General features: G+C 43.3%; 20 protein-coding genes. 17 read left to right on the top strand and 3 right to left on the bottom strand.

The genetic code is table 11. The features are described from left to right. Window positions 1–28: 28 nt before the first annotated feature. Entirely contained in the window at window positions 29–1,009 is a 981-nt protein-coding gene (gene dusB / locus GMD3S_RS0205080) for a tRNA dihydrouridine synthase DusB (RefSeq protein WP_000183317.1), read from the bottom strand. Then, window positions 996–1,868: an Hsp33 family molecular chaperone HslO gene (hslO, locus tag GMD3S_RS0205075; protein WP_000357863.1), complete on the bottom strand. Its 873-nt coding sequence runs from the start codon at window positions 1,866–1,868 to the stop codon at window positions 996–998. The genes dusB and hslO overlap by 14 nt, the downstream gene beginning before the upstream one ends. A gap of 164 nt (window positions 1,869–2,032) precedes the next feature. Here hslO and GMD3S_RS0205070 point away from each other — a divergent pair, with 164 nt between their 5' ends. The 14 genes from GMD3S_RS0205070 to adcA all read left to right on the top strand — a co-directional run bounded on the left by GMD3S_RS0205070 (window position 2,033) and on the right by adcA (window position 18,246). After that, window positions 2,033–3,460 (top strand): helix-turn-helix domain-containing protein, encoded by a 1,428-nt coding sequence (locus GMD3S_RS0205070; protein ID WP_000280554.1) that lies wholly within the window; start codon window positions 2,033–2,035, stop codon window positions 3,458–3,460. Between the two features lie 156 nt (window positions 3,461–3,616). Then, window positions 3,617–5,125 carry a glycerol kinase GlpK gene (gene glpK, locus GMD3S_RS0205065; RefSeq protein WP_000076794.1) on the top strand — a complete coding sequence of 503 codons (1,509 nt, stop codon included), beginning with the start codon at window positions 3,617–3,619 and terminating at the stop codon, window positions 5,123–5,125. 41 nt (window positions 5,126–5,166) lie between these two features. Continuing rightward, window positions 5,167–6,993: a type 1 glycerol-3-phosphate oxidase gene (gene glpO, locus GMD3S_RS0205060; protein ID WP_000395889.1), complete on the top strand. Its 1,827-nt coding sequence runs from the start codon at window positions 5,167–5,169 to the stop codon at window positions 6,991–6,993. A 70-nt stretch (window positions 6,994–7,063) separates the two neighbouring features. Beyond that, on the top strand, window positions 7,064–7,768 hold the full coding sequence (locus tag GMD3S_RS0205055; protein ID WP_000975167.1) for an MIP/aquaporin family protein: 705 nt from the start codon (window positions 7,064–7,066) through the stop codon (window positions 7,766–7,768). 224 nt (window positions 7,769–7,992) lie between these two features. Next, complete coding sequence (locus GMD3S_RS0205050; RefSeq protein ID WP_008276434.1) at window positions 7,993–8,124, top strand: teichoic acid D-Ala incorporation-associated protein DltX; 132 nt, start codon at window positions 7,993–7,995, stop codon at window positions 8,122–8,124. A 20-nt stretch (window positions 8,125–8,144) separates the two neighbouring features. Continuing rightward, complete coding sequence (gene dltA / locus GMD3S_RS0205045) at window positions 8,145–9,695, top strand: D-alanine--poly(phosphoribitol) ligase subunit DltA (RefSeq protein ID WP_008276430.1); 1,551 nt, start codon at window positions 8,145–8,147, stop codon at window positions 9,693–9,695. Continuing rightward, window positions 9,692–10,936 (top strand): D-alanyl-lipoteichoic acid biosynthesis protein DltB, encoded by a 1,245-nt coding sequence (gene dltB / locus GMD3S_RS0205040; RefSeq protein ID WP_000970394.1) that lies wholly within the window; start codon window positions 9,692–9,694, stop codon window positions 10,934–10,936. The genes dltA and dltB overlap by 4 nt, the downstream gene beginning before the upstream one ends. Before the next feature lie 13 nt (window positions 10,937–10,949). Beyond that, entirely contained in the window at window positions 10,950–11,189 is a 240-nt protein-coding gene (gene dltC, locus GMD3S_RS0205035; protein WP_000351972.1) for a D-alanine--poly(phosphoribitol) ligase subunit DltC, read from the top strand. Further along, window positions 11,182–12,450, top strand: a complete 1,269-nt coding sequence (dltD, locus tag GMD3S_RS0205030) for a D-alanyl-lipoteichoic acid biosynthesis protein DltD (protein WP_000919834.1) — start codon at window positions 11,182–11,184, stop codon at window positions 12,448–12,450. The genes dltC and dltD overlap by 8 nt, the downstream gene beginning before the upstream one ends. Window positions 12,451–12,592: 142 nt before the next feature. Further along, window positions 12,593–14,638 carry a cell surface ecto-5'-nucleotidase Nt5e gene (nt5e, locus tag GMD3S_RS0205025; protein WP_001042691.1) on the top strand — a complete coding sequence of 682 codons (2,046 nt, stop codon included), beginning with the start codon at window positions 12,593–12,595 and terminating at the stop codon, window positions 14,636–14,638. A gap of 149 nt (window positions 14,639–14,787) precedes the next feature. Next, window positions 14,788–15,228 carry a zinc-dependent transcriptional regulator AdcR gene (adcR, locus tag GMD3S_RS0205020; protein WP_001249328.1) on the top strand — a complete coding sequence of 147 codons (441 nt, stop codon included), beginning with the start codon at window positions 14,788–14,790 and terminating at the stop codon, window positions 15,226–15,228. Continuing rightward, complete coding sequence (locus tag GMD3S_RS0205015) at window positions 15,228–15,932, top strand: metal ABC transporter ATP-binding protein (protein ID WP_001269483.1); 705 nt, start codon at window positions 15,228–15,230, stop codon at window positions 15,930–15,932. Before adcR ends, GMD3S_RS0205015 begins: the two co-directional genes overlap by 1 nt. Beyond that, window positions 15,925–16,731, top strand: coding sequence for a metal ABC transporter permease (locus GMD3S_RS0205010; RefSeq protein ID WP_000950023.1), 807 nt, complete (start codon window positions 15,925–15,927; stop codon window positions 16,729–16,731). The genes GMD3S_RS0205015 and GMD3S_RS0205010 overlap by 8 nt, the downstream gene beginning before the upstream one ends. 9 nt (window positions 16,732–16,740) lie before the next feature. Then, window positions 16,741–18,246 carry a zinc ABC transporter substrate-binding lipoprotein AdcA gene (gene adcA / locus GMD3S_RS0205005; RefSeq protein ID WP_000736541.1) on the top strand — a complete coding sequence of 502 codons (1,506 nt, stop codon included), beginning with the start codon at window positions 16,741–16,743 and terminating at the stop codon, window positions 18,244–18,246. Between the two features lie 576 nt (window positions 18,247–18,822). Here the strand turns inward: adcA and GMD3S_RS0205000 are convergent. Further along, window positions 18,823–20,910, bottom strand: coding sequence for a GH92 family glycosyl hydrolase (locus GMD3S_RS0205000; RefSeq protein ID WP_000803426.1), 2,088 nt, complete (start codon window positions 20,908–20,910; stop codon window positions 18,823–18,825). 158 nt (window positions 20,911–21,068) lie between these two features. Between GMD3S_RS0205000 and GMD3S_RS0204995 the strand changes: the two genes are divergently transcribed. The 3 genes from GMD3S_RS0204995 (at window position 21,069) to GMD3S_RS0204980 (ending at window position 26,767) form a co-directional block, all read left to right on the top strand. Continuing rightward, window positions 21,069–22,427 carry a hypothetical protein gene (locus GMD3S_RS0204995; protein ID WP_001285366.1) on the top strand — a complete coding sequence of 453 codons (1,359 nt, stop codon included), beginning with the start codon at window positions 21,069–21,071 and terminating at the stop codon, window positions 22,425–22,427. 129 nt (window positions 22,428–22,556) lie between these two features. Beyond that, entirely contained in the window at window positions 22,557–23,837 is a 1,281-nt protein-coding gene (locus GMD3S_RS0204990; protein ID WP_000263081.1) for a glycoside hydrolase family 125 protein, read from the top strand. A gap of 284 nt (window positions 23,838–24,121) precedes the next feature. Continuing rightward, entirely contained in the window at window positions 24,122–26,767 is a 2,646-nt protein-coding gene (locus tag GMD3S_RS0204980; protein ID WP_000432740.1) for an alpha-mannosidase, read from the top strand. Window positions 26,768–26,820 lie beyond the last annotated feature (53 nt).

The raw sequence follows: 26,820 nt of genomic DNA, 5'->3' as shown, positions 1-26,820 counted from the left end.
TCCAAGTGAGTTACGGTTTTTTTGTGTATTATGCTTTGTCTAATTGCAAGAGGGCTTCAATCTCTGCTAGGGTGCTAGCTTGTGAAATGGCTCCACGAAGTTTGGCAGCGCCAGATGTCCCCCGGAGGTAGTGAGGAGCGAGGCCGCGGAATTCACGAACGGCTACGTTTTCTCCTTTGAGGTTAATCAAGCGTTTCAAATGTTCGTAGGCGATTTTCATCTTGTCTTCAAAAGTCAAATCAGGGAGAATTTCTCCTGTTTCAAAGTAGTGGTTGATTTGATTGAAGAGGTAGGGATTTCCCATGGCTGCGCGACCAATCATGACAGCGTCAGCACCGACTTCTTCGATACGCTGTTTAGCTTCTTGTACCGTACGGATATCACCATTTGCGATAAATGGAATCTTGGTCAGAGCTTGAGCGACCTTGTGAAGAGTCTCAAGGTCTGCGTGACCTGTGTACATTTGTTCACGGGTACGGCCGTGCATAGCGAGGGCAGAGACACCTGCAGCCTCAGCTGCGAGGGCATTCTCCACGGCTAGGGATGGATCAGACCAGCCAGTGCGCATTTTGACAGTGAGGGGGATATCAAGGACAGATTGGACCTTGTTGATAATAGAGTAGATCTTGTCTGGATCCTTGAGCCACATAGCACCAGCTTCGTTTTTCACGATTTTGTTGACAGGGCAGCCCATGTTGATATCAACGATATCAGTTTTGGTATTTTCTTGGATGAATTCTGCTGCGCGTGCTAGGCTGTCTTCATCGCTACCAAAGAGTTGGATAGAAACGGGGTTTTCGCCTTCATCGATGTGAAGCATGTGTAGAGTTTTTTCGTTGTTGTATTGGATTCCTTTGTCAGAGACCATTTCCATCACAACGAGTCCAGCCCCGAGCTCTTTTGCGATGGTACGAAAGGCTGAGTTGGTGACACCAGCCATGGGTGCTAAAACAGTACGATTGGGAATCTCAACATTGCCAATCATAAAAGGTGTATTAAGATTTGTCACGAATGAGTTCCTCCAGGTCGTTTTCATTAAAGTTATAAGTTGTTTGGCAGAATTGACAAGTGATTTCTGCCCCGTGGTCTTCCTCTTTCATTTCTTCAAGGTCTGAATTTGGAAGGCTGGCAAGAGCGTTCATAAAACGGTCTTTGCTGCAGTCACATTGGAAACGAATTTCTTCTTCAGATAGGCGTTTGTAAGATTCGTCACCATAGATGGCCTTGAGAAGGGATTCGATATGGTCATCGCTTTCTAGAAGGGTTGAGATGGCTGGCATTTCTTGGATGCGTTTTTCAAAGCGGGCAATCTCTTCTTCCTTGGCCCCTGGCAATACTTGGAGAAGGAAACCTCCGGCAACTTTGACCTTGTCGTCTTTATCCAAAAGAACATTGAGGCCGACTGCTGAAGGGGTTTGTTGGCTTTCAGTAAGGTAATAGGCCAAGTCTTCACCGATTTCCCCAGAAATGAGAGGAGTCATGGAGTTGTAAGGATTTCCAGTACCGTAGTCTGTGATAACGAGAAATTGACCGTTTCCAACAAAAGGTCCGACTAGGACTTCACCCGTTGCAGTCTTTTTGATGTCAACGCCTGGATTTTGAACGTAACCTTTGACGTTGCCCTTGGTATCTGCGACCGTGATGATGGCACCGAGAGAGCTGGTTCCAAGAACTTTAACAGTTAGTTTGGTATTTCCTTTTTCATTGGCTGCGAGAATTTGGCTAGCGATAAGGGTACGGCCAAGTGCAACGGTTGAACTGGCTTGAGTTTGATGTTTTTCTTGAGCAGTGCGGACGGTTTCAGTGCTATCAAGGACAAAAGCACGAAAGGCGCCGCTTTCTGATATAGTTTTAATAATTTTATCCATAGCTACTATTTTAGCATAAAAATGCCTAAAGGGGGAGTCGTGTGTTTGCTGTTTCTCTGGAATAATGACGAGGAAATCAACTTTAAAATAAAATGAGAAACAGATTATTTCCGCATTTCTAAGATTTATGCTATTCTTGTAGGAGAAAATGAAAGGGGTAACAAATGTATTTAGGCGATTTGATGGAAAAAGCAGAATCTGGTCAATTTTTAGTCCTTTCCTTTCTATTACAAGATTCGCAGACAACCGTCAAGGAAGCCATGGAAGAAACAGGTTTTTCAAAGGCGACCTTAACCAAGTACATTTCTCTGATTAACGAAAATGCCTTGGAAAGAGGTTTAGAGCTGACCATCCATTTGGAAGATGAAAATCTGCGTCTGTCGATTGGTGCAGCTACCAAGGGGAGAGAGATTCGGAGCTTGTTTCTAGACAATGCCATTAAGTACCAAATTTTGGTTTACCTTCTCTATCACCAACAGTTTCTAGCTCATCAGTTGGCTCAAGAATTGATGATTAGCGAGGCCACGCTTGGTCGCCACTTAGCTAGTCTAAATCAGATTTTGTCAGAGTTTGACTTATCCATCCAAAATGGCCGTTGGCGAGGTCCGGAGCATCAGATTCGCTATTTCTATTTCTGTCTTTTCCGCAAGATTTGGTCCAGTCAGGAGTGGGAAGGTCACATGCAGAAAGCTGAGAGAAAACAAGAGATTGCTACCCTAGAAGAAATCTGCGGTGCTAGCTTGTCTTCGGGGCAGAAATTGGACTTGGTTCTCTGGGCTCATATCAGTCAACAGCGTCTTCGGGTCAATGCCTGTCAGTTTCAGGTTATAGAAGAAAAAATGCGAGGGTATTTTGACAATATTTTCTATCTTCGTTTGCTTCGAAAGGCTTCGTCCTTTTTTGCTGGGCAACATATCCCTCTAGGAACTGAGGATGGTGAGATGATGGTATTCTTTTCATTTCTCCTTTCCCATCGTATTTTGCCCCTTCATACTATGGAGTATATCCTTGGTTTTGGTGGGCAATTAGCTGATTTGCTGACGCAATTGATTCAAGAGATGAAGAAGGAGGAGCTGCTGGGGGACTACACAGAGGACCATGTCACCTATGAACTCAGCCAGCTCTGTGGTCAAATTTATCTATACAAGGGCTATATTTTACAAGATCAGTACAGATACCAGACAGAGAATCGCCATCCCTATTTGCTGATGGAACATGATTTTAAAGGGACTGCAGAGAGAATTTTTCATATCTTGCCAGCCTTTCATCAGGGAACGGATTTGGATAAGAAAATTCTCTGGGAATGGCTCCAGTTGATAGAGTATATGGCAGAAAATGGTGGCCAACATATGAGGATTGGTCTGGATTTGACATCTGGTTTCCTTGTCTTTTCTAGGATGGCTGCCATTTTGAAACGGTATTTGGAATACAATCGTTTCATTACTATTGAAGCCTATGACCCCAGTCGACATTATGATTTGTTAATTACTAACAACCCTATCCATAAGAAAGAACAAACACCTATCTACTATTTGAAAAATGATTTGGATATGGAAGATTTAGCTACGATCCGTCAGATGCTATTTGCCTAAAAGACCTGAGTTTTCAGGTCTTTTTTGTGAAATTCGCACAATCTCCTCACATTTTTTTAAAATTTAAAAAAAATTGATAAACAAGAAAGCGCTTTATTTTGTATACTAGTTACTGTAAAGAGGAACCCCCTCAAGATTTTATCAGGAGGACAGCACATGTCACAAGAAAAATACATCATGGCCATTGACCAAGGAACTACCAGTTCTCGTGCCATCATTTTTAACAAAAAAGGAGAAAAGGTCAGCTCTAGTCAAAAAGAGTTCACTCAGATTTTCCCTCAAGCAGGTTGGGTTGAGCACAATGCCAATGAAATTTGGAACTCTGTTCAGTCAGTTATCGCGGGTGCTTTCATCGAAAGTGGTGTGAAACCAAGTCAAATCGAGGCCATCGGGATTACCAACCAGCGTGAAACAACTGTCGTCTGGGATAAGAAAACAGGTCTCCCTATCTACAATGCTATCGTTTGGCAATCACGCCAAACTGCTCCTTTGGCTGAACAACTAAAAAGCCAAGGTTATGTGGAAAAATTCCATGAAAAGACTGGTTTGATCATCGATGCTTACTTCTCTGCAACCAAGGTTCGTTGGATTTTGGACCATGTAGAAGGCGCTCAAGAGCGAGCTGAAAAGGGTGAATTGCTCTTTGGTACCATTGATACTTGGCTGGTTTGGAAATTGACTGACGGCGCAGCTCACGTAACTGACTACTCAAACGCAGCTCGTACCATGCTCTATAACATCAAGGATCTTAAATGGGATGATGAGATTTTGGAAATCCTCAACATTCCTAAGGCTATGCTTCCAGAAGTTCGTTCTAACTCTGAAATCTACGGCAAGACTGCTCCATTCCATTTCTACGGTGGAGAAGTGCCAATTTCAGGTATGGCTGGGGACCAACAGGCAGCCCTCTTCGGTCAGTTGGCCTTTGAACCAGGGATGGTCAAGAATACTTATGGAACAGGTTCTTTCATCATTATGAACACTGGTGAAGAGATGCAGTTGTCTGAAAACAACCTTTTGACAACCATTGGTTACGGAATCAACGGCAAGGTTTACTATGCCTTGGAAGGTTCTATCTTCATCGCAGGAAGTGCCATTCAGTGGCTTCGTGATGGACTTCGCATGGTTGAAAATTCACCAGAGTCTGAAAAATATGCTCTCAATTCTCACAACAATGACGAAGTTTATGTCGTACCTGCCTTTACAGGTCTAGGGGCTCCATACTGGAATCAAAATGCTCGTGGTTCAGTCTTTGGCTTAACTCGTGGAACAAGCAAAGAAGACTTTATCAAGGCTACTCTGCAATCCATCGCTTACCAAGTACGCGACATCATCGACACCATGCAAGTGGATGCGCAGACAGCTATCCAAGTCTTGAAGGTAGATGGTGGTGCAGCCATGAACAACTTCCTCATGCAGTTCCAGGCTGACATTTTGGGAATCGATATTGCCCGTGCTAAAAACTTGGAAACAACTGCCCTAGGTGCAGCCTTCCTGGCAGGATTGTCAGTGGGTTACTGGAAGGATTTGGATGAGTTGAAACTCTTGAATGAGACAGGAGAACTCTTCGAACCATCGATGAACGAATCTCGTAAGGAACAACTTTATAAGGGCTGGAAGAAGGCTGTGAAAGCAACTCAAGTCTTTGCGGAAATCGATGACTAATACTGGAAGAATAAAGCGACTCAGTTAGAAAGTGTGTAAATATGGAATTTTCAAAGAAAACACGAGAATTATCAATTAAAAAAATGCAGGAACGCACCCTGGACCTCCTGATTATTGGTGGTGGGATTACCGGTGCTGGGGTAGCCTTGCAGGCGGCAGCCAGTGGTCTTGATACTGGTTTGATTGAAATGCAGGACTTCGCAGAAGGGACATCCAGCCGTTCAACAAAATTGGTCCACGGAGGCCTGCGTTACCTCAAACAATTCGACGTAGAAGTGGTGTCAGATACAGTTTCTGAACGTGCGGTGGTTCAACAAATTGCTCCACATATTCCAAAACCAGATCCAATGCTCTTGCCAGTTTACGATGAGGATGGAGCGACCTTTAGCCTTTTCCGTCTCAAAGTAGCCATGGACTTGTATGACCTTTTGGCAGGTGTTAGCAACACACCAGCTGCTAACAAGGTCTTGAGCAAGGATCAAGTCTTGGAACGCCAGCCAAACTTGAAGAAAGAAGGTTTGGTAGGAGGTGGGGTTTATCTTGACTTCCGTAACAACGATGCGCGTCTCGTGATTGAAAACATCAAACGTGCCAACCAAGACGGTGCTCTCATTGCCAACCATGTTAAGGCAGAAGGCTTCCTCTTTGATGAAAATGGCAAGATTACAGGTGTTGTAGCTCGTGATTTGTTAACAGACCAAGTCTTTGAAATTAAGGCTCGTCTGGTGATTAATACAACAGGTCCTTGGAGCGACAAGGTGCGTAATTTGTCTAATAAGGGAACCCAATTCTCACAAATGCGTCCAACTAAGGGAGTGCACTTGGTAGTGGATTCAAGCAAGATCAAGGTTTCACAGCCGGTTTACTTTGACACAGGTTTGGGAGATGGTCGTATGGTCTTTGTTCTCCCACGTGAAAACAAGACTTACTTTGGTACAACGGATACAGACTACACAGGCGATTTGGAACATCCAAAAGTGACTCAGGAAGATGTAGATTATCTACTTGGTATTGTCAACAACCGCTTCCCAGAAGCCAACATCACCATTGATGATATCGAAAGTAGCTGGGCTGGTCTTCGTCCATTGATTGCAGGCAATAGCGCTTCTGACTACAATGGCGGAAATAACGGAACCATTAGCGACGAAAGCTTTAACAACTTGATTGCGACTGTCGAAGCTTATCTATCGAAAGAAAAAACACGTGAAGATGTTGAATCTGCTGTCAGCAAGCTTGAAAGCAGCACATCTGAGAAACATTTGGACCCATCTGCAGTTTCTCGTGGTTCGAGCTTGGATCGTGATGATAATGGTCTTTTGACCCTTGCTGGTGGTAAAATTACAGACTACCGTAAGATGGCTGAAGGAGCTATGGAGCGCGTAGTCGATATCCTCAAAGCCGAATTTGACCGCAGCTTTAAACTCATTAACTCGAAGACTTATCCTGTTTCAGGTGGAGAATTGAACCCAGCAAATGTGGACTCAGAAATCGAAGCCTTTGCTCAACTTGGAGTTTCACGTGGTTTGGATAGCAAGGAAGCCCACTATCTTGCAAATCTTTACGGTTCAAATGCACCGAAAGTCTTTGCCCTTGCTCACAGCTTGGAACAAGCGCCAGGACTCAGCTTGGCAGACACTTTGTCACTTCACTATGCAATGCGCAATGAGTTGGCTCTGAGCCCAGTTGACTTTCTTCTTCGTCGTACCAACCACATGCTCTTTATGCGTGATAGTTTAGATAGCATCGTTGAGCCAGTTCTGGATGAAATGGGACGATTCTATGACTGGTCTGATGAAGAAAAAGCAACTTATCGTGCGGATGTTGAAGCAGCCCTTACTAACAACGATCTAGCGGAATTGAAAAATTAAGAGAAACTAGAAGAGAGGGAGACAAGCCTTCCTTGCCTTCTCTCTCCTTCTTTTAAATGGAGACAAAGATATGATGAAAGAATTATTTGGAGAATTTTTGGGGACCTTAATCCTGATTTTCCTAGGAAATGGTGTTGTTGCAGGTGTGGTTCTTCCCAAAACTAAGAGCAACAATTCAGGATGGATTGTGATTACTATGGGATGGGGAATTGCTGTAGCCGTTGCGGCCTTTGTATCTGGCACGCTCAGTCCAGCCCACCTAAATCCAGCTGTGACGTTTGCTATGGCCTTAAAAGGAACACTCTCTTGGGGTTCTGTTTTCCCTTATATCCTAGCCCAATTCGCAGGAGCGATGGTGGCTCAGATTTTGGTTTGGTTGCAATTCAAACCACATTATGAGGCAGAAGAAAATGCAGGGAATATCTTAGCGACCTTTAGTACTGGACCAGCAATCAAGAATACAGTATCCAACTTGATCAGCGAAATCCTTGGAACCTTTGTTTTGCTCTTGACAATCTTTGCCTTGGGGCTCTATGACCTTCAAGCCGGTTTAGGGACCTTTGCAGTGGGGACCTTGATTGTTGGTATCGGTCTTTCACTAGGTGGGACAACGGGTTATGCCTTGAACCCAGCCCGTGACCTTGGACCTCGTATCATGCACAGCATCTTGCCAATTCCAAACAAGGGAGATGGAGACTGGTCTTATGCTTGGATTCCTGTTGTAGGACCTATCCTCGGAGCGGCCCTAGCAGTTCTCGTATTTTCACTTTTCTAAGATAAAAGAGTTATTGGCAACAGAGTTTGAGATGAAAATCTCAGGCTCTTTTTTGATGGCCAAAACATTAATATTTTAACTTATCTTAAAATAAGCTAAAACCAATTTTTAAGTTATGGTAAACAGTTGAAAAAAAGGTTGATAAAGTGGTAAAATGTTAGGAAGATAAGATACTAACAATACATACTGATAGTTAATAGAAATAATATATTAATGGATAGCTTATGAAAAAACAACGAAATTTACATGTATTCTTAGGCCGGACGGCTCTATATTTTGTAATCTTACTTGGTTTGCTTTATTTTTTTAGTTACCTTGGTCAGAGCCAAGGCACCTTTATTTATAATGAGTTCTAGTTTAAAGGAGAAGAGGAACAGTGTTTAATAAACCGATAAAAGATATGATTGAAACGATTGAGCACTTTGCTCAGACACAAGCCAGTTATCCAGTTTACAATGTTTTGGGGCAAGAGCATACTTATGGTGATCTGAAGGCTGATTCGGATAGTTTGGCTGCAGCTATCGACCAACTAGGCTTGCCTGAGAAATCTCCAGTCGTCGTTTTTGGTGGTCAGGAATATGAGATGTTGGCTACCTTTGTAGCGCTAACTAAGTCAGGCCATGCCTACATTCCAATTGATAGCCATTCGGCCTTGGAACGAGTTTCTGCTATCGTAGAAGTTGCAGAACCGAGCTTGATTATTGCTATTTCAGATTTTCCATTAGAGCAGACAAGTATACCAATACTGAATTTAGAGCAAGTCCATGAAGCCTTTGCTCAAGCTTCTAGCTACGAGATGACCCATCCAGTCAAGGGAGATGACAACTACTACATCATCTTTACTTCTGGTACGACTGGTAAGCCTAAAGGAGTGCAGATTTCCCATGACAATCTCCTCAGCTTTACCAACTGGATGATTACAGACAAGGAATTTGCGACGCCAAGTCGTCCACAAATGCTGGCTCAGCCACCTTATTCTTTTGACCTGTCTGTCATGTACTGGGCGCCGACCTTGGCACTAGGTGGTACGCTCTTCGCTCTTCCTTCAGCCATCACTCAGGACTTTAAGCAACTCTTTGCGACCATCTTTTCATTGCCAATCGCTATCTGGACATCAACACCATCCTTTGCGGATATGGCCATGTTGTCTGAAGACTTCAACAGCGAGAAAATGCCTGACATCACGCATTTCTACTTTGATGGGGAAGAATTGACAGTCAAAACGGCTCAAAAACTGCGCGAGCGATTCCCAGATGCCCGTATTATCAATGCCTACGGTCCAACAGAAGCGACAGTAGCTTTGTCAGCAGTTGCCGTCACTGATGAGATGTTGACGACTCTCAAACGCCTGCCAATCGGCTATACCAAGGCGGATTCTCCGACCTTTATCATTGATGAGGAAGGTAAGAAAGTTCCAAATGGTGAGCAAGGAGAAATTATCGTTTCAGGGCCAGCTGTTTCAAAAGGCTATATGAATAATCCTGAAAAAACGGCAGAAGCTTTCTTTGAGTTTGAAGGACTACCAGCCTACCACACAGGGGATGTAGGAACCATGACAGATGAGGGCTTGCTTCTCTATGGTGGACGCATGGATTTCCAGATTAAGTTTAATGGTTATCGCATTGAGCTTGAAGATGTCTCTCAAAACCTCAACAAGTCTCGCTTTATCGAGTCTGCTGTTGCTGTCCCACGTTATAACAAGGACCACAAGGTGCAAAATCTATTGGCCTATGTCATCCTAAAAGACGGTGTCCGTCAGCAGTTTGAACGTGATATCGATATTACCAAGGCTATCAAAGAAGACCTAGCAGATATCATGATGTCCTATATGATGCCTTCTAAGTTTCTTTATCGAGATAGTTTGCCGCTAACGCCTAATGGTAAAATTGATATCAAGAGCTTGATTAACGAGGTAAACAGTAGATGATGGAGCTTTATAAACAGCTACCTCATTTGGAACCTTATGGTGATCTTCAGTACTTTTTATACGTAATTGTTGCAACTTTACCTATCTTTATCGGTCTTTTTTTCAAGAAACGTTTTGCCTTGTACGAGGTGCTCGTTAGTCTCTTCTTTATCGTCACCATGTTGGTTGGTGGAAAGACGAATCAAATAAGCGCTTTGATCCTTTATGTTATCTGGCAAGTACTTCTTGTATCTTTCTACAAAAGGTACAGGAAACAACGGGATAGTAAATGGATATTTTACCTGGTTAGTTTTCTATCCCTATTGCCTATTGTCTTTGTGAAAGTATCTCCTGCTATTCATGGACCTCAATCTTTGTTTGGATTTTTAGGGATTTCTTACTTAACCTTTCGTGCAGTTGGGGTTATCGTTGAGTTGAGAGACGGTGTCATCAAGGATTTAACGATTTGGCAATTCTTACGTTTTCTTCTCTTTATGCCGACTTTCTCAAGTGGTCCTATTGATCGTTTTAAACGCTTCAATGAAAATTACGAGACCATTCCTGAGCGGGATGAGCTGATGGATATGCTAGAAGAGGCTGTCAAATATATCATGCTTGGCTTCCTCTACAAGTTTATCTTGGCTCACATTTTAGGAGAGACATTATTGCCTCCGCTGAAAAATTTGGCCTTGCAGACAGGTGGTTTCTTTAACCTCTACGCTTTAGCGGTCATGTACACCTTTGGTCTGGAGCTCTTCTTTGACTTTGCGGGCTACTCTATGTTTGCCTTAGCCATTTCAAACTTGATGGGTATTCATAGTCCTGTCAACTTTAACAAGCCCTTTTTGTCAAGGGATTTAAAAGAGTTTTGGAATCGCTGGCACATGAGTCTGTCTTTCTGGTTCCGTGACTTTGTCTTTATGCGGATGGTCATGGTGTTGACCAGAAAGAAGGTCTTTAAAAATCGCAATGTGACCTCAAGTGTAGCCTATATTCTCAATATGCTGATTATGGGATTTTGGCATGGTGTGACCTGGTACTACATCGCCTACGGACTTTTTCATGGGATTGGGCTGGTCATCAATGACGCTTGGGTTCGTAAGAAAAAAGCGCTCAATAAAGAACGGAAAAAAGCTGGAAAGGGTTCCTTACCTGAGAATCGCTGGATTCAGTTGCTTGGCATGGTTGTCACCTTCCATGTCGTGATGGTTTCATTCTTAATCTTTTCTGGATTTTTGAATGATTTATGGTTTAAAAAATAAAAGGATATAAAAAATGGATATCAAATCAGAAGTTATTGAAATTATTGATGAGTTGTTTATGGAAGATGTTTCTGACATGATGGATGAAGATCTTTTTGATGCCGGTGTCTTGGATAGCATGGGAACGGTTGAATTGATTGTGGAGATTGAAAACCGTTTTGACATTCGTGTTCCAGTGACGGAGTTCGGTCGTGATGACTGGAATACGGCTAATAAAATCGTAGAAGGTATTACGGAGTTGAAGAATGCTTAAACGCTTGTGGCTGATCTTCGGGCCTATCTTCATTGCTGGATTTTTGGTTCTTCTACTCATCTTTTTTTATCCAGGTACAACAAGCCATAATCTGACGGAGGAGAAATACTCGGCGGCTTCTGTTAGTGCAGAGAGTTTTAAAGAGAGAAGCCAAAAAGTAAGGGCTCTTACGGATCCAAATATGCGTTTTATTCCTTTTCTAGGGTCCAGTGAATGGATTCGATTTGATAGTGTCCATCCAGCTGTTTTAGCAGAAAAATACCATCGTCCCTATCGTCCTTACTTTCTAGGTCAAGCAGGAGCAGCCTCTCTCAATCAATATTTTGGTCTACAGCAAATTTTGCCAGAAATAGAGAATAAGCAGGCTGTATTTGTGATTTCGCCTCAGTGGTTTACGGAGACAGATTATGAACCCGCAGCGTTTCAGAGATTTTTTAACAGTGACCAATTAACAGCTTTTTTGGGAAATCAATCTGGTGACATTGCTGCAAAGCATGCGGCTATTCGATTGTTAAAGCAGAATCCTAATGTTGCATTGAAAGGCATTGTTCAAAAACTGTCAAAGGGTGAAGAATTATCAGATGTTGATCAGGTTGCTATTGATATTTTTGCGCGATTCAACGAAAAACAATCCGCTCTCTTTGGACAATTCTCCATTCGAGGACAACTCAAGTACAAGGAACACGTGGAGAACTATTTAAAAGATCTTCCGGATCAATTTTCTTATGATGAGTTAGAAAAAATTGTTCGTAAGGACGCAGAAGCAAATACGACCAATAACGATATGGGGATGGAAAATCATTTCTATACGAGAGAGATTCAAAAGGATTTAAAAAAATGGGAAGGGTATCAAAAAAATTACAACTTCCTCAAGTCCTCTGAATACAATGATTTGCAGCTGGTCCTCAATCAATTTGCTAAGTCGAATGTCAATGTGCTCTTTGTCATTCAGCCGGTTAACAAGAAGTGGATGGAGTACACAGGGCTCAGTGAAGAGATGTACCAGCATGCAGTGGAGAAAATTCGTTACCAATTAGAAAGTCAGGGTTTTACCAATATTGCTGATTTTTCAAAAAATGGAGGGGACCCTTATTTTGTTAAGGATACCATTCATCTAGGATGGTTAGGTTGGCTAGCTTTTGATAAGGTTGTCAATCCTTTCTTGACGGATCCGAAACCAGCTCCAGACTACAAGATGAATGACCGCTTCTTTAGCAAGGACTGGGCGACCTATGATGGGAACATCAAAGATTTCAAATAGAATGGTCTAAAAGTTTGGGAATTAAACCCAAGCTTTTTTGTTTAAATGGCGAATATTTAAGATGAAAATAGGTCAAAAGTTTCAAAATTTTTAGAAATAGCGTATAATATAAAAGAGAAAAAGAAAAGAAAGGGATTTTAAAATGAACAAACGTTCTTTATTACCTGTCTTATCGACAGCCCTGTTAGCTCCAGCCTTCTTAGCTGGACAGGTCTATGCTGAAGAAGCAACTGCCCCTGCAGAAAGTCCTGCAGTTATAGCAAATCCAGCAAATTCAGCAACTTCAGAAACTCCTGCAGCTCCAACAACAGAGGCGGCAAGTCCTACAAGTGCTGAATCGACGGAAGCAAAGGAAGCTCCTGTTGAATCTCCTAAAAGCGAAGAAAAAGACACCGTTATCTTACACACCAATGATGTTCATGGCCGTATTGTAGAGGAAAAGGGCGTAATTGGAGATGCCAAGCTAGCGACTGTCATTGAGCAGGAACGTGCGAAATCAACTCAAAATACTCTAGTTGTTGATGCGGGAGACGCTTTCCAAGGTTTGCCGATTTCCAACTCTACCAAGGGTGAAGCGCGTGCTGAAATTCTCAATCAGATGCAGTATGATGCCATGGCAGTAGGAAATCATGAGTTTGACTTTGGTTTAGACGAAGCTAAGAAATACAAGGAAATCTTGAAATTCCCATTACTTAGCTCAAATACTTATGTCAATGGAGCTCGTCTTTTTGAAGCTTCTACAATCGTTGATAAAGATAAGACTGTGGAAGGTGATGAGTTTGTTGTAATCGGCGTGACAACACCTGAAACAGCAACCAAAACTCACCCTAAAAATGTCAAAGGGGTAACTTTTACAGATCCAATCTCTGAAGTCAATAAGGTCATCGAAGAAGTTCAAGCCAAGGCTCGTGCAGAAGGTAAGGACTACAAACACTATGTTGTGCTGGCTCACTTGGGTGTGGATACCACAACCCCAGTAGAATGGCGTGGTTCAACTTTGGCAGAAGCTCTCTCTAAAAATCCTCGTCTCAAAGGCAAACGTGTGACAGTTATTGATGGGCATTCTCATACAGTAGCTTCCACAACTTATGGCGACAATGTTACCTATAACCAAACAGGAAGTTACCTTCATAATGTTGGGAAGGTTATCTACAAATCACGTCAGCTTTTGGGCAATCCAACTCAGATTCCGGCTGCTGATGCTAAAAAATTACCAGCCAATCCAACAGTTGAAAAACTAGTCAAAGACATTAAACAAAAATACGATGCTGAAAATGCAGTTGAGATTGTTTCAAACAGCCCTGTAGAACTAAACGGTGATCGTGAAAATGTTCGGGTCCGTGAAACCAACCTCGGAAACGTCGTGGCAGACTCGCTCTATCAGTATGGTCAAACAGGATTTAGCCATCCGACTGACATCGCTGTGACAAATGGTGGTGGCTTGCGTGAAACCATTGCAAAAGGCAAACCGATCACTAAAGGAAATGTCATTGCCGTTCTTCCATTTGGAAATACCATCTCACAAATACAAGTGACTGGGCAACAAGTATTGGATATGTTTGAAAAATCACTCGGATCTATCTTGCAGGTCGATAAGGATGGCAAGAAGGTCTTGGATGAGAACGGGCAACCATTGTTGGAGCCAAGTGGTGGTTTCTTGCAAGTTTCAGGTGTGAAGGTCTACTATGATACCAACCTACCATCAGGCAAACGTGTCTTGGCCATCCAGGTCAAAAACCGCACGACTGGTCGTTATGATCTTCTAGACCTTGCAAAGACGTACTATCTTGCAACCAATGATTTCTTAGCTGCGGGTGGTGATGGCTACACGATGTTAGGTGGTGCGCGAGAAGAAGGTCCTTCTATGGATGCTGCCTTTGAAGAGTATCTGAAAACCGCTGATTTGACCCAGTATGAAAAGATCAATCCGAACTCACGGACGATTTCTGTGGATTCTAAAAACTTTAGTCTACCAGTAGAAACGCCTCAAACGAATGCAGCTGCTAGCGATGCGACTACAAATGTGCCATTGACTTATGAGGTGGCAGGTCAATTTAGCAAGAAGGCAGTTGTCTCAGAAAAGGCCCTCCCAAATACAGGAAGCGAACAGTCCATCTTCTTGCTCTTGATGGGAATGGTAGCTGGTTTGGCAGGTATCTTATCGAGTCGAAAACCAAAGCAAAAATAGGTTAAATTTTACATCTAGAAGAGTCTAGGGAAACGTTTTTACGCCTTTTTCCCTTGACTCTTTTTTGGTTTATGATATAATTAACCAGTAAAGAATCGGTGGCTATCTATGTTTTTTTACGAAAAAGATAGCTAGGGAAGGAGTAACACATGAGACAGCTTGCGCAGGAAATCGATAACTTTTTAAACGAGGTGATCTTGAGATCTGAGAACCAGCATGAAATTCTAATCGGGCATTGCACGAGTGACGTTGCCTTGACCAATACTCAGGAACACATCCTCATGCTCTTGTCAGAAGAATCCCTAACCAACTCGGAGTTGGCCCGTCGCCTTAATGTCAGTCAGGCGGCAGTGACCAAGGCTATCAAATCTTTGGTCAAAGAGGGTATGTTAGAGACATCCAGAGATCCCAAAGATGCGCGTGTGATCTTTTATCAACTGACAGAGCTGGCTCGACCAGTGGCAGAGGAACACCACCATCATCATGAACACACGCTCTTAGCCTATGAACAAGTGGCAAGTCAGTTTACTCCAAATGAACAAGAAGTTATCCAGCGGTTTTTAACTGCTTTAGTAGGAGAAATCAAATAATGCGGTATATTACAGTAGAGGACTTGTCTTTCTATTATGACAAGGAACCTGTCCTCGAGCACATCAACTATAGTGTTGATAGTGGGGAGTTTGTCACCCTGACTGGTGAAAATGGAGCTGCCAAGACAACGCTTATCAAGGCGAGCCTAGGCATCTTGCAGCCAAGATTTGGTAAGGTAACCATCTCAAAGACAAACACTCATGGGAAAAAACTTAGGATAGCTTATCTTCCCCAGCAGATAGCCAGTTTTAATGCTGGTTTTCCAAGTACGGTTTATGAATTTGTCAAGTCGGGTCGTTATCCGCGAAAAGGCTGGTTCCGTCGCTTGAATGCTCATGATGAGGAGCATATCAAGGCTAGTCTAGACTCAGTTGGTATGTGGGAACATCGTGACAAACGAATTGGTTCCCTCTCGGGAGGGCAAAAGCAACGAGCAGTGATTGCCCGGATGTTTGCTTCTGACCCAGATATTTTTGTCCTGGATGAGCCGACAACAGGGATGGATGCTGGAAGCAAAAATGAATTTTACGAACTCATGCACCATAGTGCCCACCATCATGGTAAGGCTGTTTTGATGATTACCCATGACCCTGAGGAAGTCAAGGACTATGCGGATCGCAATATTCATCTAGTTCGTAACCAAGATTCGCCATGGCGTTGTTTCAACGTTCACGAAAGCGATCAGGAGGTGGAACATGCTTAGTTTGTTATCTTATGATTTCATGCAGCGTGCCTTCTTGGCGGTCATTGCCATGAGTCTCTTTTCTCCAGTTCTTGGGACCTTCCTTATCTTACGTCGTCAGAGTCTCATGAGTGATACCCTCAGTCACGTTTCTCTATCAGGAGTAGCCTTTGGTCTGGTTTTGGGAATTTCTCCAACCATTTCAACCATTGCCATTGTCTTGATCGCTGCGGTCTTTTTGGAGTATCTCCGGACAGTCTATAAGAACTTTATGGAAATCGGAACTGCCATCCTCATGTCAACAGGACTTGCAGTGTCTCTGATTGTCATGAGTAAGGGGAAAAGTTCGAGCTCCATGAGTTTGGACCAATATCTCTTTGGTTCGATTGTGACCATTAGCCAGGAGCAGGTGATTTTCCTCTTTGCCATTGCTGCGGTCGTTTTACTCTTGACTTTCTTATTCTTGCGACCAATGTATATCCTGACCTTTGATGAGGACACGGCCTTTGTGGATGGCTTGCCCGTTCGTACCATGTCTATCCTCTTTAACATGGTGACAGGGGTGGCCATTGCCCTTATGATTCCTGCAGCAGGAGCTCTTCTGGTATCGACCATTATGGTCTTGCCAGCTAGTATTGCCCTTCGTCTGGGGAAAAACTTCAAATCCGTTATGTTACTAGCCAGCGCTATTGGCTTTTTGGGAATGGTGGCAGGACTTTATATTTCCTACTATGCGGAAACCCCTGCCAGCGCTAGTATCACCATTATCTTTGTAGCTGTCTTTTTGTTAGTCAGTCTACTGAAACGTTTTATCAAATAGGAGAATGAAATGAAAAAACTGAGCTTACTACTAGCTAGTCTATGTGCCCTGTTTTTAGTGGCTTGTTCCAATCAAAAACAGGCAGATGGGAAGCTAAATATCGTGACAACCTTTTACCCTGTCTACGAATTTACCAAACAAGTCGCAGGAGATACTGCTAATGTAGAACTTCTCATCGGTGCTGGTACAGAACCCCATGAGTACGAACCGTCTGCCAAGGCAGTTGCCAAAATCCAAGACGCAGATACCTTTGTCTATGAAAATGAAAATATGGAAACTTGGGTTCCAAAATTGCTAGAATCCTTGGATAAGAAAAAAGTGAAAACCATCAAGGCAACAGGTGATATGTTACTTTTGCCAGGTGGTGAGGAAGAAGAGGAAGGGCATGATCATGGTGGTGAAGGTCACCATCACGACTACGATCCCCACGTTTGGCTTTCACCAGCACGCGCCATCAAACTGGTAGAGCATATCCGTGACAGCTTGTCAGCAGATTATCCTGATAAAAAAGAGACTTTTGAGAAGAATGCAGCTGCCTACATTGAAAAATTGCAAGCATTGGATAAGGCTTATACAGATGGCTTATCTCAAGCGAAACAAAAGAGCTTTGTGACCCAGCACGCTGCCTTTAACTATCTTGCCTTGGACTACGGTCTCAAGCAAGTATCCATCTCAGGTCTCTCACCAGATGCAGAACCATCAGCAGCACGTTTGGCAGAATTGACAGAGTATATCAAGAAAAACAAGATTTCTTATATCTACTTTGAAGAAAATGCTTCACAAGCCCTCGCCAATACACTCTCAAAAGAAACAGGTGTCAAACTAGACGTGCTCAATCCGCTAGAAAGTCTAACAGAAGAAGCAACCAAGGCTGGTGAGGACTATATCTCCGTGATGGAGAAAAACCTCAAGGCTTTGAAACAGACAACGGACCAAGAAGGACCAGAAATCGAACCAGAGAAGGAAGAAAATACCAAGACAGTTCACAATGGTTACTTTGAGGATGCAGATGTCAAGGACCGCACCTTGAGTGACTATGCTGGCAACTGGCAGTCTGTCTATCCTTTCCTTGAGGATGGAACTTTTGATCAAGTCTTTGACTACAAGGCTAAGTTGACTGGTAAGATGACCAAGGATGAGTATAAGGCTTACTATAGAAAAGGCTATCAGACAGATGTGACCAAAATCAACATCACGGATAACACTATGGAATTTGTTCAAGGTGGCCAAAGCAAGAAATTCACCTATAAGTATGTCGGCAAGAAAATCTTGACTTATAAGAAAGGCAATCGTGGTGTGCGCTTCCTCTTTGAAGCGACAGATGCGGACGCTGGACAGTTCAAGTATGTTCAGTTTAGTGACCACAATATCGCCCCAGTCAAGGCAGAACATTTCCATATCTTCTTTGGAGGCACAAGCCAAGAAGCCCTCTTTGAAGAAATGGATAACTGGCCAACCTACTACCCAGATAACCTATCTGGTCAAGAAATCGCCCAAGAAATGTTAGCGCATTGATGCAAGAGAGAATCCCGCAAATCTGCGGGATTTTTTGCTGGAAACGATTAGGTTGTTAGGTATTATAGTACCACAGTTGTGCTGTTCACAATGTGATAAAGAGGTCATTTTCTACTGGCTGATTCTCACTAGCTGGCGAATGCAAAAGCTACGATTGTACAAATTATAGAATCTTTTCAGGGGATTTAGGAAGGGATCTTAGTCATATTGACGTTGCTATCGATTTTTGTTATAGTCAAAGAGAGCAGTCTGGAACAATAGTTTATGCACAGTCTGTGGATAAGTCTAGGGGGAACAGGACATTTAGCTAATATCCTAGAGGGGTCTTGAGAATTGCCCCGGAAACTAGTAACGGGCTAGCTTTCTAGTAGAAATCTTAGTCTAGTAGGGATTTGAGCAGGTCTGCCTGAGGGTGACAGGTTCAAAGTCTAAGAGCTAACTTCTGGAGAAGCTGATTTTTAGGCATGTTTTCTTATCCACAAGTTGTGGATAACTGTAGAGAGTCAGCTTGTGAATCAACTTCAAGTCCAAGTTTCATAAAAGAAGAACCTTTGCGCGATGCAAAGGTTCTTTGGGTTAGGAGTGGTTTGGTAGCCAGCTGAGGGTGAAGGTCAGTTGCTCAGCTTTCAAGAGGTCTTGGTGTTGAATGCTAGATACTATGGTCTTGTCCAATCGACATTCTTTGACAAAGTTGAAGTGGCTGTGGTTTTGTTCAGCATGGATATCCAACCATTTATCTTCCTTAGCCAGGTAGATACGGAGATGGTCAAAGATAGGGATTCCGAGGTCGTAGCTGGGTTTGCCTGGACAGGTCGGGTAGAATCCAAGAGCTGACCAGATGTACCAAGCAGAGAGACTGCCATTATCCTCATCGCCAGGATAGGCTTGCCAGCTTGGGTGAAAGGCTTTCTGACTTATCGACTTGATGAGTAGGGCAGTGTAGTCAGGGTAGTCACTGTAGCGGAAGAGATAAGGGATGTGGAAACTAGGTTGGTTGGAAATAGCCATTTGCCCAAAAGGAGCTGTAGCCATCTCGCTCATCTCGTGAATCTCATAACCATAGCCAGTCGTCTCAAAGAGGGGAGCATCTTGACAGGCTTTCAAAAGATAGTGGCTAAAGGTTTCCTTTCCACCCATAAGCTGGATTAAGCCTGGGATGTCGTGGAGGACGCCTAAGGTCGCTTGAATGGCAGAGCATTCGGCGTAGTCGCGTCCCCAACTATAAGGAGAGAAGTCGGGGCGGAAGTTGCCTTGGCTATCTCGCGCACGCATGTAGCCCGTCGCAGTGTCAAATAGATGGTGGTAATTTTGTGACGAAGTTCTATAAGTTTCCGCGATGTCATTCTGACCAAGCTTTTCGGCACAGCTGGCGATACAAAAGTCGCTATAGGCATAGTCAAGGGTGTGGCTGACGCTTTCGTGGTGGTCGGTAGAGAGATAACCTAATTCTTGGTATTGTGCCAAACCGTGACGGCCATTGATGCCGAGAGGGTCGGACTTGCTGGCTGTTTCAAGCATGGCTTGGAGGAGTTTTTCTTCCAAATCGATAGCCATGTCCTTGCAGGCGCTATCTGCGATAATGCCGTCTAAAAGAGTACCAGGCATCATGCCATGCTCGTCTGGGGCCAGCCATTTTGGCAGGAAACCAGTATTGCGGTAGCTATTGAGGAAACCTTCTAAAAAGCGGTGATAGTGTTCTGGTATGACAAGGGCAAAGAGGGGGAAGGTGGTGCGGAAGGTATCCCAGAAACCATTGTTGCTAAAGAGGACGCCGGGCTTGACAGTACCAGTAGCCAGATCCATGTGGATGGCTTGCCCTGATTCGTTCACCTCATAAAAAGTCTGTGGGAAGAGGAAGAGTCTGTAGAGGCAGTGGTCAAAGAAGGTTCGGTCAGCTTCTCCTGTCTCCATGATATCAAAACGATGGAGGAGATTTTCCCAGTCCGCTTTCGCATTTACTTTACAGCTGTCAAAGTCCTTTTGAGGTAGATTAAGCAGAGCTTGAGAAGGCGATATGAAAGAAGTTGCTAGTTGAATCTCGGCTTGACTGCTTGCTAAGTCAATTCGCCAGTCTCTCTCTTCTTGTGTGATAGCAAGAATATCCGTATTCATTTGTAAAGCAGTAAACAGTATCAGAGGATTTTTGGTAGTCTCAGTTTTACCTTCTTGTCTTAGGGCAAGAGTCCGCTTATCTAATTGCTCTACGGTCAGTTCATCTGCTGCGTGAAGATAGAGGGAGAGGTCTTTGCCTTGCTTTTGCTCCAAACGAATAGAAGCGCCATAGCAAGTCGGTGTGAGCTGGGTTTCAATCTGATAGCGCAGGGAGAAAATCTTCAGATAGTGAGGTTGGAAGGAGGCCTTATCTAGGTCATAGGAAGACTGACGATGGAAGAGGCTGTCTCCACCTAGCTGGCCTGTAACAGGTGTCAGAAGGAGCCAAGAGTAGTCGCCAATCCAAGGACTGGGTTGGTGGGTTAATCGAATCCCTTGAAAGACGGGCAGATGCGGATCGAAGAACCAAGCTCCCTCCTGGTCACTGGTCTGGGGAACAAAATAATTCATCCCAAAAGGAACGCCCGTGTAGGGCAGGGTATTTCCTCGAGAAAAGGCATGCTTGCTAGCAGTCCCAAAGCGGGTATCGATGGTTTCAAGTAGTGGTTTCATAAAAAAGCTTCCTGTAGAGGTTTTTGTTTAGTATAACATGAAATTGCCAATAACCGAATTTTAAAAAGTAAATGCCCCTATAAATTTCGGTTAATAATTTACAAATATTCATTCTTTTGTTAGAATGGAGACAATAAAAAAGAAAAGGGGATTTTTTTATGAGTGATTCGGTAAATAATGTGAATAACGAAGAATCTGTAGAGAAGGTTGAAAACACGCCTGTAGAGGATGTGGAGTCAGTTGCTACTCAAGAACCAGAAACTGTGGAAGAAACGGCTTCTGAGCAAGCAAAAGATGACCAATCTGAAGAAGTGGTGGAAGAGAAAGATTCTAAGCCAGAACAGAAAGAAGATGCAAAAGCTTCAGCTGAGGCTTCGGCTCAACAAGTCGTTGAAAAAACCAAAGGATTGTTTGCAACGAAACGCAAAGAAATCATTGCAGCTCTTGTGGCAGTAGCCGTTATTATTGTGGCATTTGTGGGATACAATGTTATCCAGTCACAACCAAAAAGCTTAATTGGCGACGTCAAAGTTGAGTTTTCAGGTTATGAAGAATCTGGAACGGTAACTTATAATAGTCAAGATATTGCTGAGAAAGTAGCAGAAATAGCATACCAAAAAGTAGGCTTTAATAAGGATCAGGCAGCGGGTTTGGCTAAAAAAGACCCTATTATTTACGCAGAAGTGTCAAGAGATGGCAAGTTGGCGTCTAAATTGATGCAAGCAGAAGCGATGATTAGTAGTGTCCATTATGAATTTGACAAAACAAATGGTCTCAAAAATGGGGACGAAGTTACATTCACCGTAACTACAAGCTCAAAGAACTCACCATTTAAAGCTGAAAAGAAAACTTTCAAAGTTGAAAACTTGAAAGAATATGAGAAGGTATCAACGGCTGATTTGCTCAAAGAAACTCCTGTGACATTTACTGGATTTAATGGGTATGGCATAGCGTCTATTACAGAAAATCCTAATAAAGACGCCTATTTCAACTTTGAAGATAACAAACGTCCGACAAACTTGAAGAACGGAGATACAGTTACTCTTACTGTTAGTGCGACCTATATCAATGAGTTAAAATCAAAAGGAAAAGTTGTTGACAACAATAAGGTCGAGGTGACTGTTGAAGGGTTGAAAGACTTAAAAGATGTGAAGAACTTTGCGGATCTTCTGAAAAAGAATGATGACTACAGCAAGTCTGAAAATCAAAATAGTTCCTTTAGCACCTACACTTTAGAGTCACAAGGCAGTTATTTGAAAGTCATCCCAGAAGAGAATAAAAAATCAAATGGGAAAGTTTCGTTGATAACAGTTTATAAAGTAACTTGGTCAAGTGGCAATTCAAAAGAAGTTCGTTACAAATACTATGGTTATCAAGCTTACCTTTTGAAGGACAATAATCTTGATCTTGATGCTGCTTCTAAAGTATCAAGTTGGGGATCAAAAGATTTAGAAGGTCTAAAAGCTGAACTGGCTACTGAAGGTTATAAGGTTTACGAAGAAAAGAAAAGTGAATAGAAAAGTTGGGGAGAGCCCCAACTTTTTTTTCATAAGTTTGTTTCAAAACGCCTTTAGTTTGTGTATATCTTTTGGAGGCGTTTTTTTTTATACTGAACATGAAACTTGTTTGAAAGAGGAAAAAATACTATGGTTTATTCGAAAGAAATTGTTAGAGAATGGCTAGACCAAGTAGCGGAGCGGGCTAAGGACCATCCCGAGTGGGTGGATGTCTTTGAGCGTTGCTATACAGACACCTTGGACAATACGGTCGAGATTCTAGAAGATGGCTCAACTTTTGTCTTGACAGGGGATATTCCTGCTATGTGGCTTCGGGATTCGACAGCCCAACTCAGACCCTACCTGCACGTGGCTAAAAGAGATCCTCTCTTGCGTCAGACCATTGCAGGTTTGGTCAAGCGTCAGATGACTTTGGTGCTCAAGGATCCTTATGCCAATTCCTTCAATATTGAGGAAAACTGGAAGGGGCACCATGAGACTGATCACACAGAGCTTAATGGCTGGATTTGGGAACGCAAGTACGAGGTGGATTCGCTTTGCTATCCTTTGCAGCTGGCTTATCTCCTTTGGAAAGAGACTGGCGAGACCAGTCAGTTTGATGAGACTTTTGTCACAGCGACCAAGGAAATTCTTCATCTCTGGACAGTGGAACAAGACCACAAGAACTCTCCTTATCGTTTTGTTAGGGATACGGACCGCAAGGAAGACACCTTAGTAAATGATGGCTTTGGACCTGATTTTGTAGTGACAGGTATGACCTGGTCAGCTTTTCGTCCGAGTGATGACTGCTGTCAGTATAGCTATTTGATTCCGTCCAATATGTTTGCCGTAGTCGTATTGGGGTATGTGCAAGAAATCTTTGCAGAACTAGACCTAGCTGATAGCCAAAACATCGTGGCAGACGCTAAGCGTCTCCAAGCAGAGATTCAAGAAGGCATCGAAAACTATGCCTATACAACCAACAGCAAGGGAGAAAGGATTTACGCCTTTGAAGTGGATGGTCTAGGAAATGCTAGCATCATGGATGATCCAAACGTACCAAGTCTACTGGCTGCTCCATATCTTGGTTACTGTGCGATTGACGATGAGGTTTACCAAGCCACACGCCGTACCATTCTGAGCCCTGAAAATCCATATTTTTACCAAGGAGAATACGCTAGCGGTCTCGGAAGTTCTCATACCTTCTATCGCTATATCTGGCCGATTGCCCTTTCTATCCAAGGTTTGACAACAAGAGATAAGGCAGAGAAGAAATTCTTGCTGGATCAGCTCGTTGCCTGCGACGGTGGTACAGGTGTCATGCATGAAAGCTTCCACGTGGATGACCCAACGCTTTACTCACGTGAATGGTTCTCTTGGGCCAACATGATGTTTTGTGAATTGGTTTTGGATTATCTAGATATTCGCTAATACTCTTCGAAAATCTCTTCAAACCACATCAGCTTCGCCTTGCCGTATAGATGTTACTGACTTCGTCAGTTCTATCTGCAACCTCAAAACAGTGTTTTGAGCTGACTTCGTCAGTTTATCCACAACCTCAAAGCAGTGCTTTGAGCAGACTGTGGCTAGCTTCCTAGTTTGCTCTTTGATTTTTATTGAGTATAAGGAGCGCGCTTTAGTTTCACCGATTCGTGTCAGAATCACACCTTTACATTTAAAACGTTAAAATTTAAGTTAGAATGAGGTTTTACTTCATGGAAAATGTTGTTGTACATATTATCTCACATAGTCACTGGGACCGTGAGTGGTACTTACCTTTTGAAAGCCACCGTATGCAGTTGGTGGAATTATTTGATAATCTTTTTGACCTTTTTGAAAATGACCCTGAGTTCAAGAGTTTCCACTTGGATGGACAAACTATTGTCCTTGATGACTACTTGGAAATTCGCCCTGAAAATCGCGACAAAGTCCAACGTTACATCGACCAAGGCAAACTCAAAATTGGTCCTTTTTACATCTTGCAGGATGACTACTTGATTTCAAGTGAAGCCAATGTCCGCAATACCTTGATTGGTCAAGCAGAATGTGCAAAATGGGGCAAATCAACCCAGATTGGTTACTTCCCAGATACCTTTGGAAATATGGGACAAGCTCCCCAAATCCTTCAAAAATCAGGCATTCACGTGGCAGCCTTTGGTCGTGGTGTGAAGCCGATTGGATTTGACAACCAAGTTCTCGAAGATGAGCAGTTCACATCCCAGTTTTCAGAAATGTACTGGCAGGGTGCAGACGGAAGTCGTGTCCTCGGTATCCTCTTTGCCAACTGGTATAGTAATGGGAATGAAATCCCAGTTGATAAGGATGAGGCCCTGGCCTTCTGGAAACAAAAATTGTCAGACGTACGTGACTATGCTTCGACCAACCAATGGTTGATGATGAACGGATGTGACCACCAGCCTGTACAGCGAAATCTGAGTGAAGCCATTCGTGTGGCAAATGAACTCTTCCCAGATGTGACCTTTGTGCATAGTTCCTTTGATGACTATGTCCATGCAGTAGAAAGTGCTCTACCAGAGCAGTTATCAACGGTTACAGGTGAGTTGACAAGTCAGGAAACAGATGGCTGGTACACACTTGCCAACACTTCTTCATCACGGATTTACCTCAAACAAGCCTTCCAAGAAAATAGCAACTTGCTAGAACAAGTAGTGGAGCCATTGACTGTCATCACTGGTGGGCACAACCATAAGGAGCAGTTGACCTATGCTTGGAAAGTCCTTCTACAAAATGCGCCACATGATAGCATCTGTGGCTGTAGTGTGGACGAAGTTCACCGTGAGATGGAAACGCGTTTTGCCAAGGTCAACCAAGTTGGAAACTTTGTTAAGACCAATCTTCTCAACGAGTGGAAGGGCAAAATTGCAACTCACGAAGCGCAAAGCGACCATCTCTTTACTGTCATTAACACAGGTTTGCATGACAAGGTTGATACGGTCAGCACCGTGATTGATGTGGCGACTTGTGATTTCAAGGAATTGCACCCAACAGAAGGCTATAAGAAGATGGCAGCCTTGACCTTGCCAAGCTACCGTGTCGAAGACTTGGAAGGGCATGCTGTAGAAGCGAAAATCGAAGATCTGGGAGCTAACTTTGAGTATGATTTGCCAAAAGACAAGTTCCGTCAGGCTCGCATTGCTCGTCAAGTGCGCGTGACAGTACCTGTTCATCTGGCACCACTTTCTTGGACAACCTTCCAATTGCTCGAAGGAAAACAAGAACACCGTGATGGTATTTACCAAAATGGAGTAATTGATATGCCATTTGTAACGGTCAGTGTGGATGAAAACATCACGGTCTACGACAAGACAACTCATGAAGCGTATGAAGATATTATTCGCTTTGAAGACCGTGGTGACATCGGAAATGAGTACATCTATTTCCAACCAAAAGGAACAGAGCCTATCTACGCAGAGCTGAAAGGCTATGAAGTCCTGGAAAATACAGCACGTTTTGCTAAAATCTTGCTCAAGCATGAATTGACAATTCCAGTAAGTGCAGACGAAAAACTGGATGCGGAACAAAGAGGCATCATCGAGTTTATGACGCGTGAAGCAGGGCGCTCAGAAGAATTGACAACCCTTCCTCTGGAAACAGAGATGACCGTCTTTGTTGACAATCCACAAATCCGCTTCAAGACTCGCTTTACCAATACTGCCAAGGACCACCGTATCCGTCTCTTGGTTAAGACTCATAACACGCGTCCAAGCAATGACTCTGAAAGCATCTATGAGGTAGTAACACGACCAAACAAACCAGCTGCTTCTTGGGAAAATCCTGAAAATCCACAACACCAGCAAGCCTTCGTCAGCCTTTATGACGATGAAAAAGGGGTGACAGTGGCTAATAAAGGACTGCACGAGTATGAAATCCTTGGAGACGATACCATTGCTGTGACCATTCTTCGTGCCTCAGGTGAGTTAGGTGACTGGGGTTACTTCCCGACACCAGAGGCTCAGTGCTTGCGTGAGTTTGAAGTCGAGTTTGCTCTCGAATGCCACCAAGCAGGGGAACGCTTCTCAGCCTTCCGTCGTGCTAAAGCCTTCCAAACACCATTCACTAGTCTTCAAGTTGCTAAACAAGAAGGAAGTGTTGCTGCGACTGGCAGCCTCTTGTGCCATGCGGCGCTCAGCTTGCCACAAGTCTGCCCGACAGCCTTTAAGGTAGCTGAAAATGAAGAAGGATATGTACTTCGTTACTACAATATGAGTCAAGAAAATGTGCGTATATCAGAACACCAACAAACCATTTTGGACTTGCTTGAGCGGCCATATCCCGTTCATTCAGGACTCTTAGCACCACAAGAAATTCGCACAGAATTGATCAAAAAAGAAGACATTTAATAGTTTTAAAGTGTTTGATAACTAATACTATGAGATAGAAAGGAGGGGCGAAA

Origin of the sequence: Streptococcus sp. GMD3S, assembly GCF_000298695.2 — a bacterium.
In the GTDB taxonomy this organism is placed as follows: Bacteria; Bacillota; Bacilli; order Lactobacillales; family Streptococcaceae; genus Streptococcus.
The sequence above is the reverse complement of the archived record's forward strand: the minus strand, read 5'-3'. Positions and strand labels throughout refer to the sequence as shown.

What these genes read in the sequence shown, in the direction of transcription:
- nt5e (WP_001042691.1), top strand. Translation starts at nt 12,593, where the DNA reads ATGAACAAACGTTCTTTATTACCTGTCTTATCGACAGCCCTGTTAGCT.
- GMD3S_RS0205000 (WP_000803426.1), bottom strand. Translation starts at nt 20,910, where the DNA reads ATGAAACCACTACTTGAAACCATCGATACCCGCTTTGGGACTGCTAGC.
- glpK (WP_000076794.1), top strand. Translation starts at nt 3,617, where the DNA reads ATGTCACAAGAAAAATACATCATGGCCATTGACCAAGGAACTACCAGT.
- glpO (WP_000395889.1), top strand. Translation starts at nt 5,167, where the DNA reads ATGGAATTTTCAAAGAAAACACGAGAATTATCAATTAAAAAAATGCAG.
- adcR (WP_001249328.1), top strand. Translation starts at nt 14,788, where the DNA reads ATGAGACAGCTTGCGCAGGAAATCGATAACTTTTTAAACGAGGTGATC.
- dltC (WP_000351972.1), top strand. Translation starts at nt 10,950, where the DNA reads ATGGATATCAAATCAGAAGTTATTGAAATTATTGATGAGTTGTTTATG.
- GMD3S_RS0204990 (WP_000263081.1), top strand. Translation starts at nt 22,557, where the DNA reads ATGGTTTATTCGAAAGAAATTGTTAGAGAATGGCTAGACCAAGTAGCG.
- GMD3S_RS0205070 (WP_000280554.1), top strand. Translation starts at nt 2,033, where the DNA reads ATGTATTTAGGCGATTTGATGGAAAAAGCAGAATCTGGTCAATTTTTA.
- GMD3S_RS0205010 (WP_000950023.1), top strand. Translation starts at nt 15,925, where the DNA reads ATGCTTAGTTTGTTATCTTATGATTTCATGCAGCGTGCCTTCTTGGCG.
- hslO (WP_000357863.1), bottom strand. Translation starts at nt 1,868, where the DNA reads ATGGATAAAATTATTAAAACTATATCAGAAAGCGGCGCCTTTCGTGCT.
- GMD3S_RS0205050 (WP_008276434.1), top strand. Translation starts at nt 7,993, where the DNA reads ATGAAAAAACAACGAAATTTACATGTATTCTTAGGCCGGACGGCTCTA.
- GMD3S_RS0205055 (WP_000975167.1), top strand. Translation starts at nt 7,064, where the DNA reads ATGATGAAAGAATTATTTGGAGAATTTTTGGGGACCTTAATCCTGATT.
- GMD3S_RS0205015 (WP_001269483.1), top strand. Translation starts at nt 15,228, where the DNA reads ATGCGGTATATTACAGTAGAGGACTTGTCTTTCTATTATGACAAGGAA.
- GMD3S_RS0204995 (WP_001285366.1), top strand. Translation starts at nt 21,069, where the DNA reads ATGAGTGATTCGGTAAATAATGTGAATAACGAAGAATCTGTAGAGAAG.
- dltD (WP_000919834.1), top strand. Translation starts at nt 11,182, where the DNA reads ATGCTTAAACGCTTGTGGCTGATCTTCGGGCCTATCTTCATTGCTGGA.
- GMD3S_RS0204980 (WP_000432740.1), top strand. Translation starts at nt 24,122, where the DNA reads ATGGAAAATGTTGTTGTACATATTATCTCACATAGTCACTGGGACCGT.
- adcA (WP_000736541.1), top strand. Translation starts at nt 16,741, where the DNA reads ATGAAAAAACTGAGCTTACTACTAGCTAGTCTATGTGCCCTGTTTTTA.
- dltB (WP_000970394.1), top strand. Translation starts at nt 9,692, where the DNA reads ATGATGGAGCTTTATAAACAGCTACCTCATTTGGAACCTTATGGTGAT.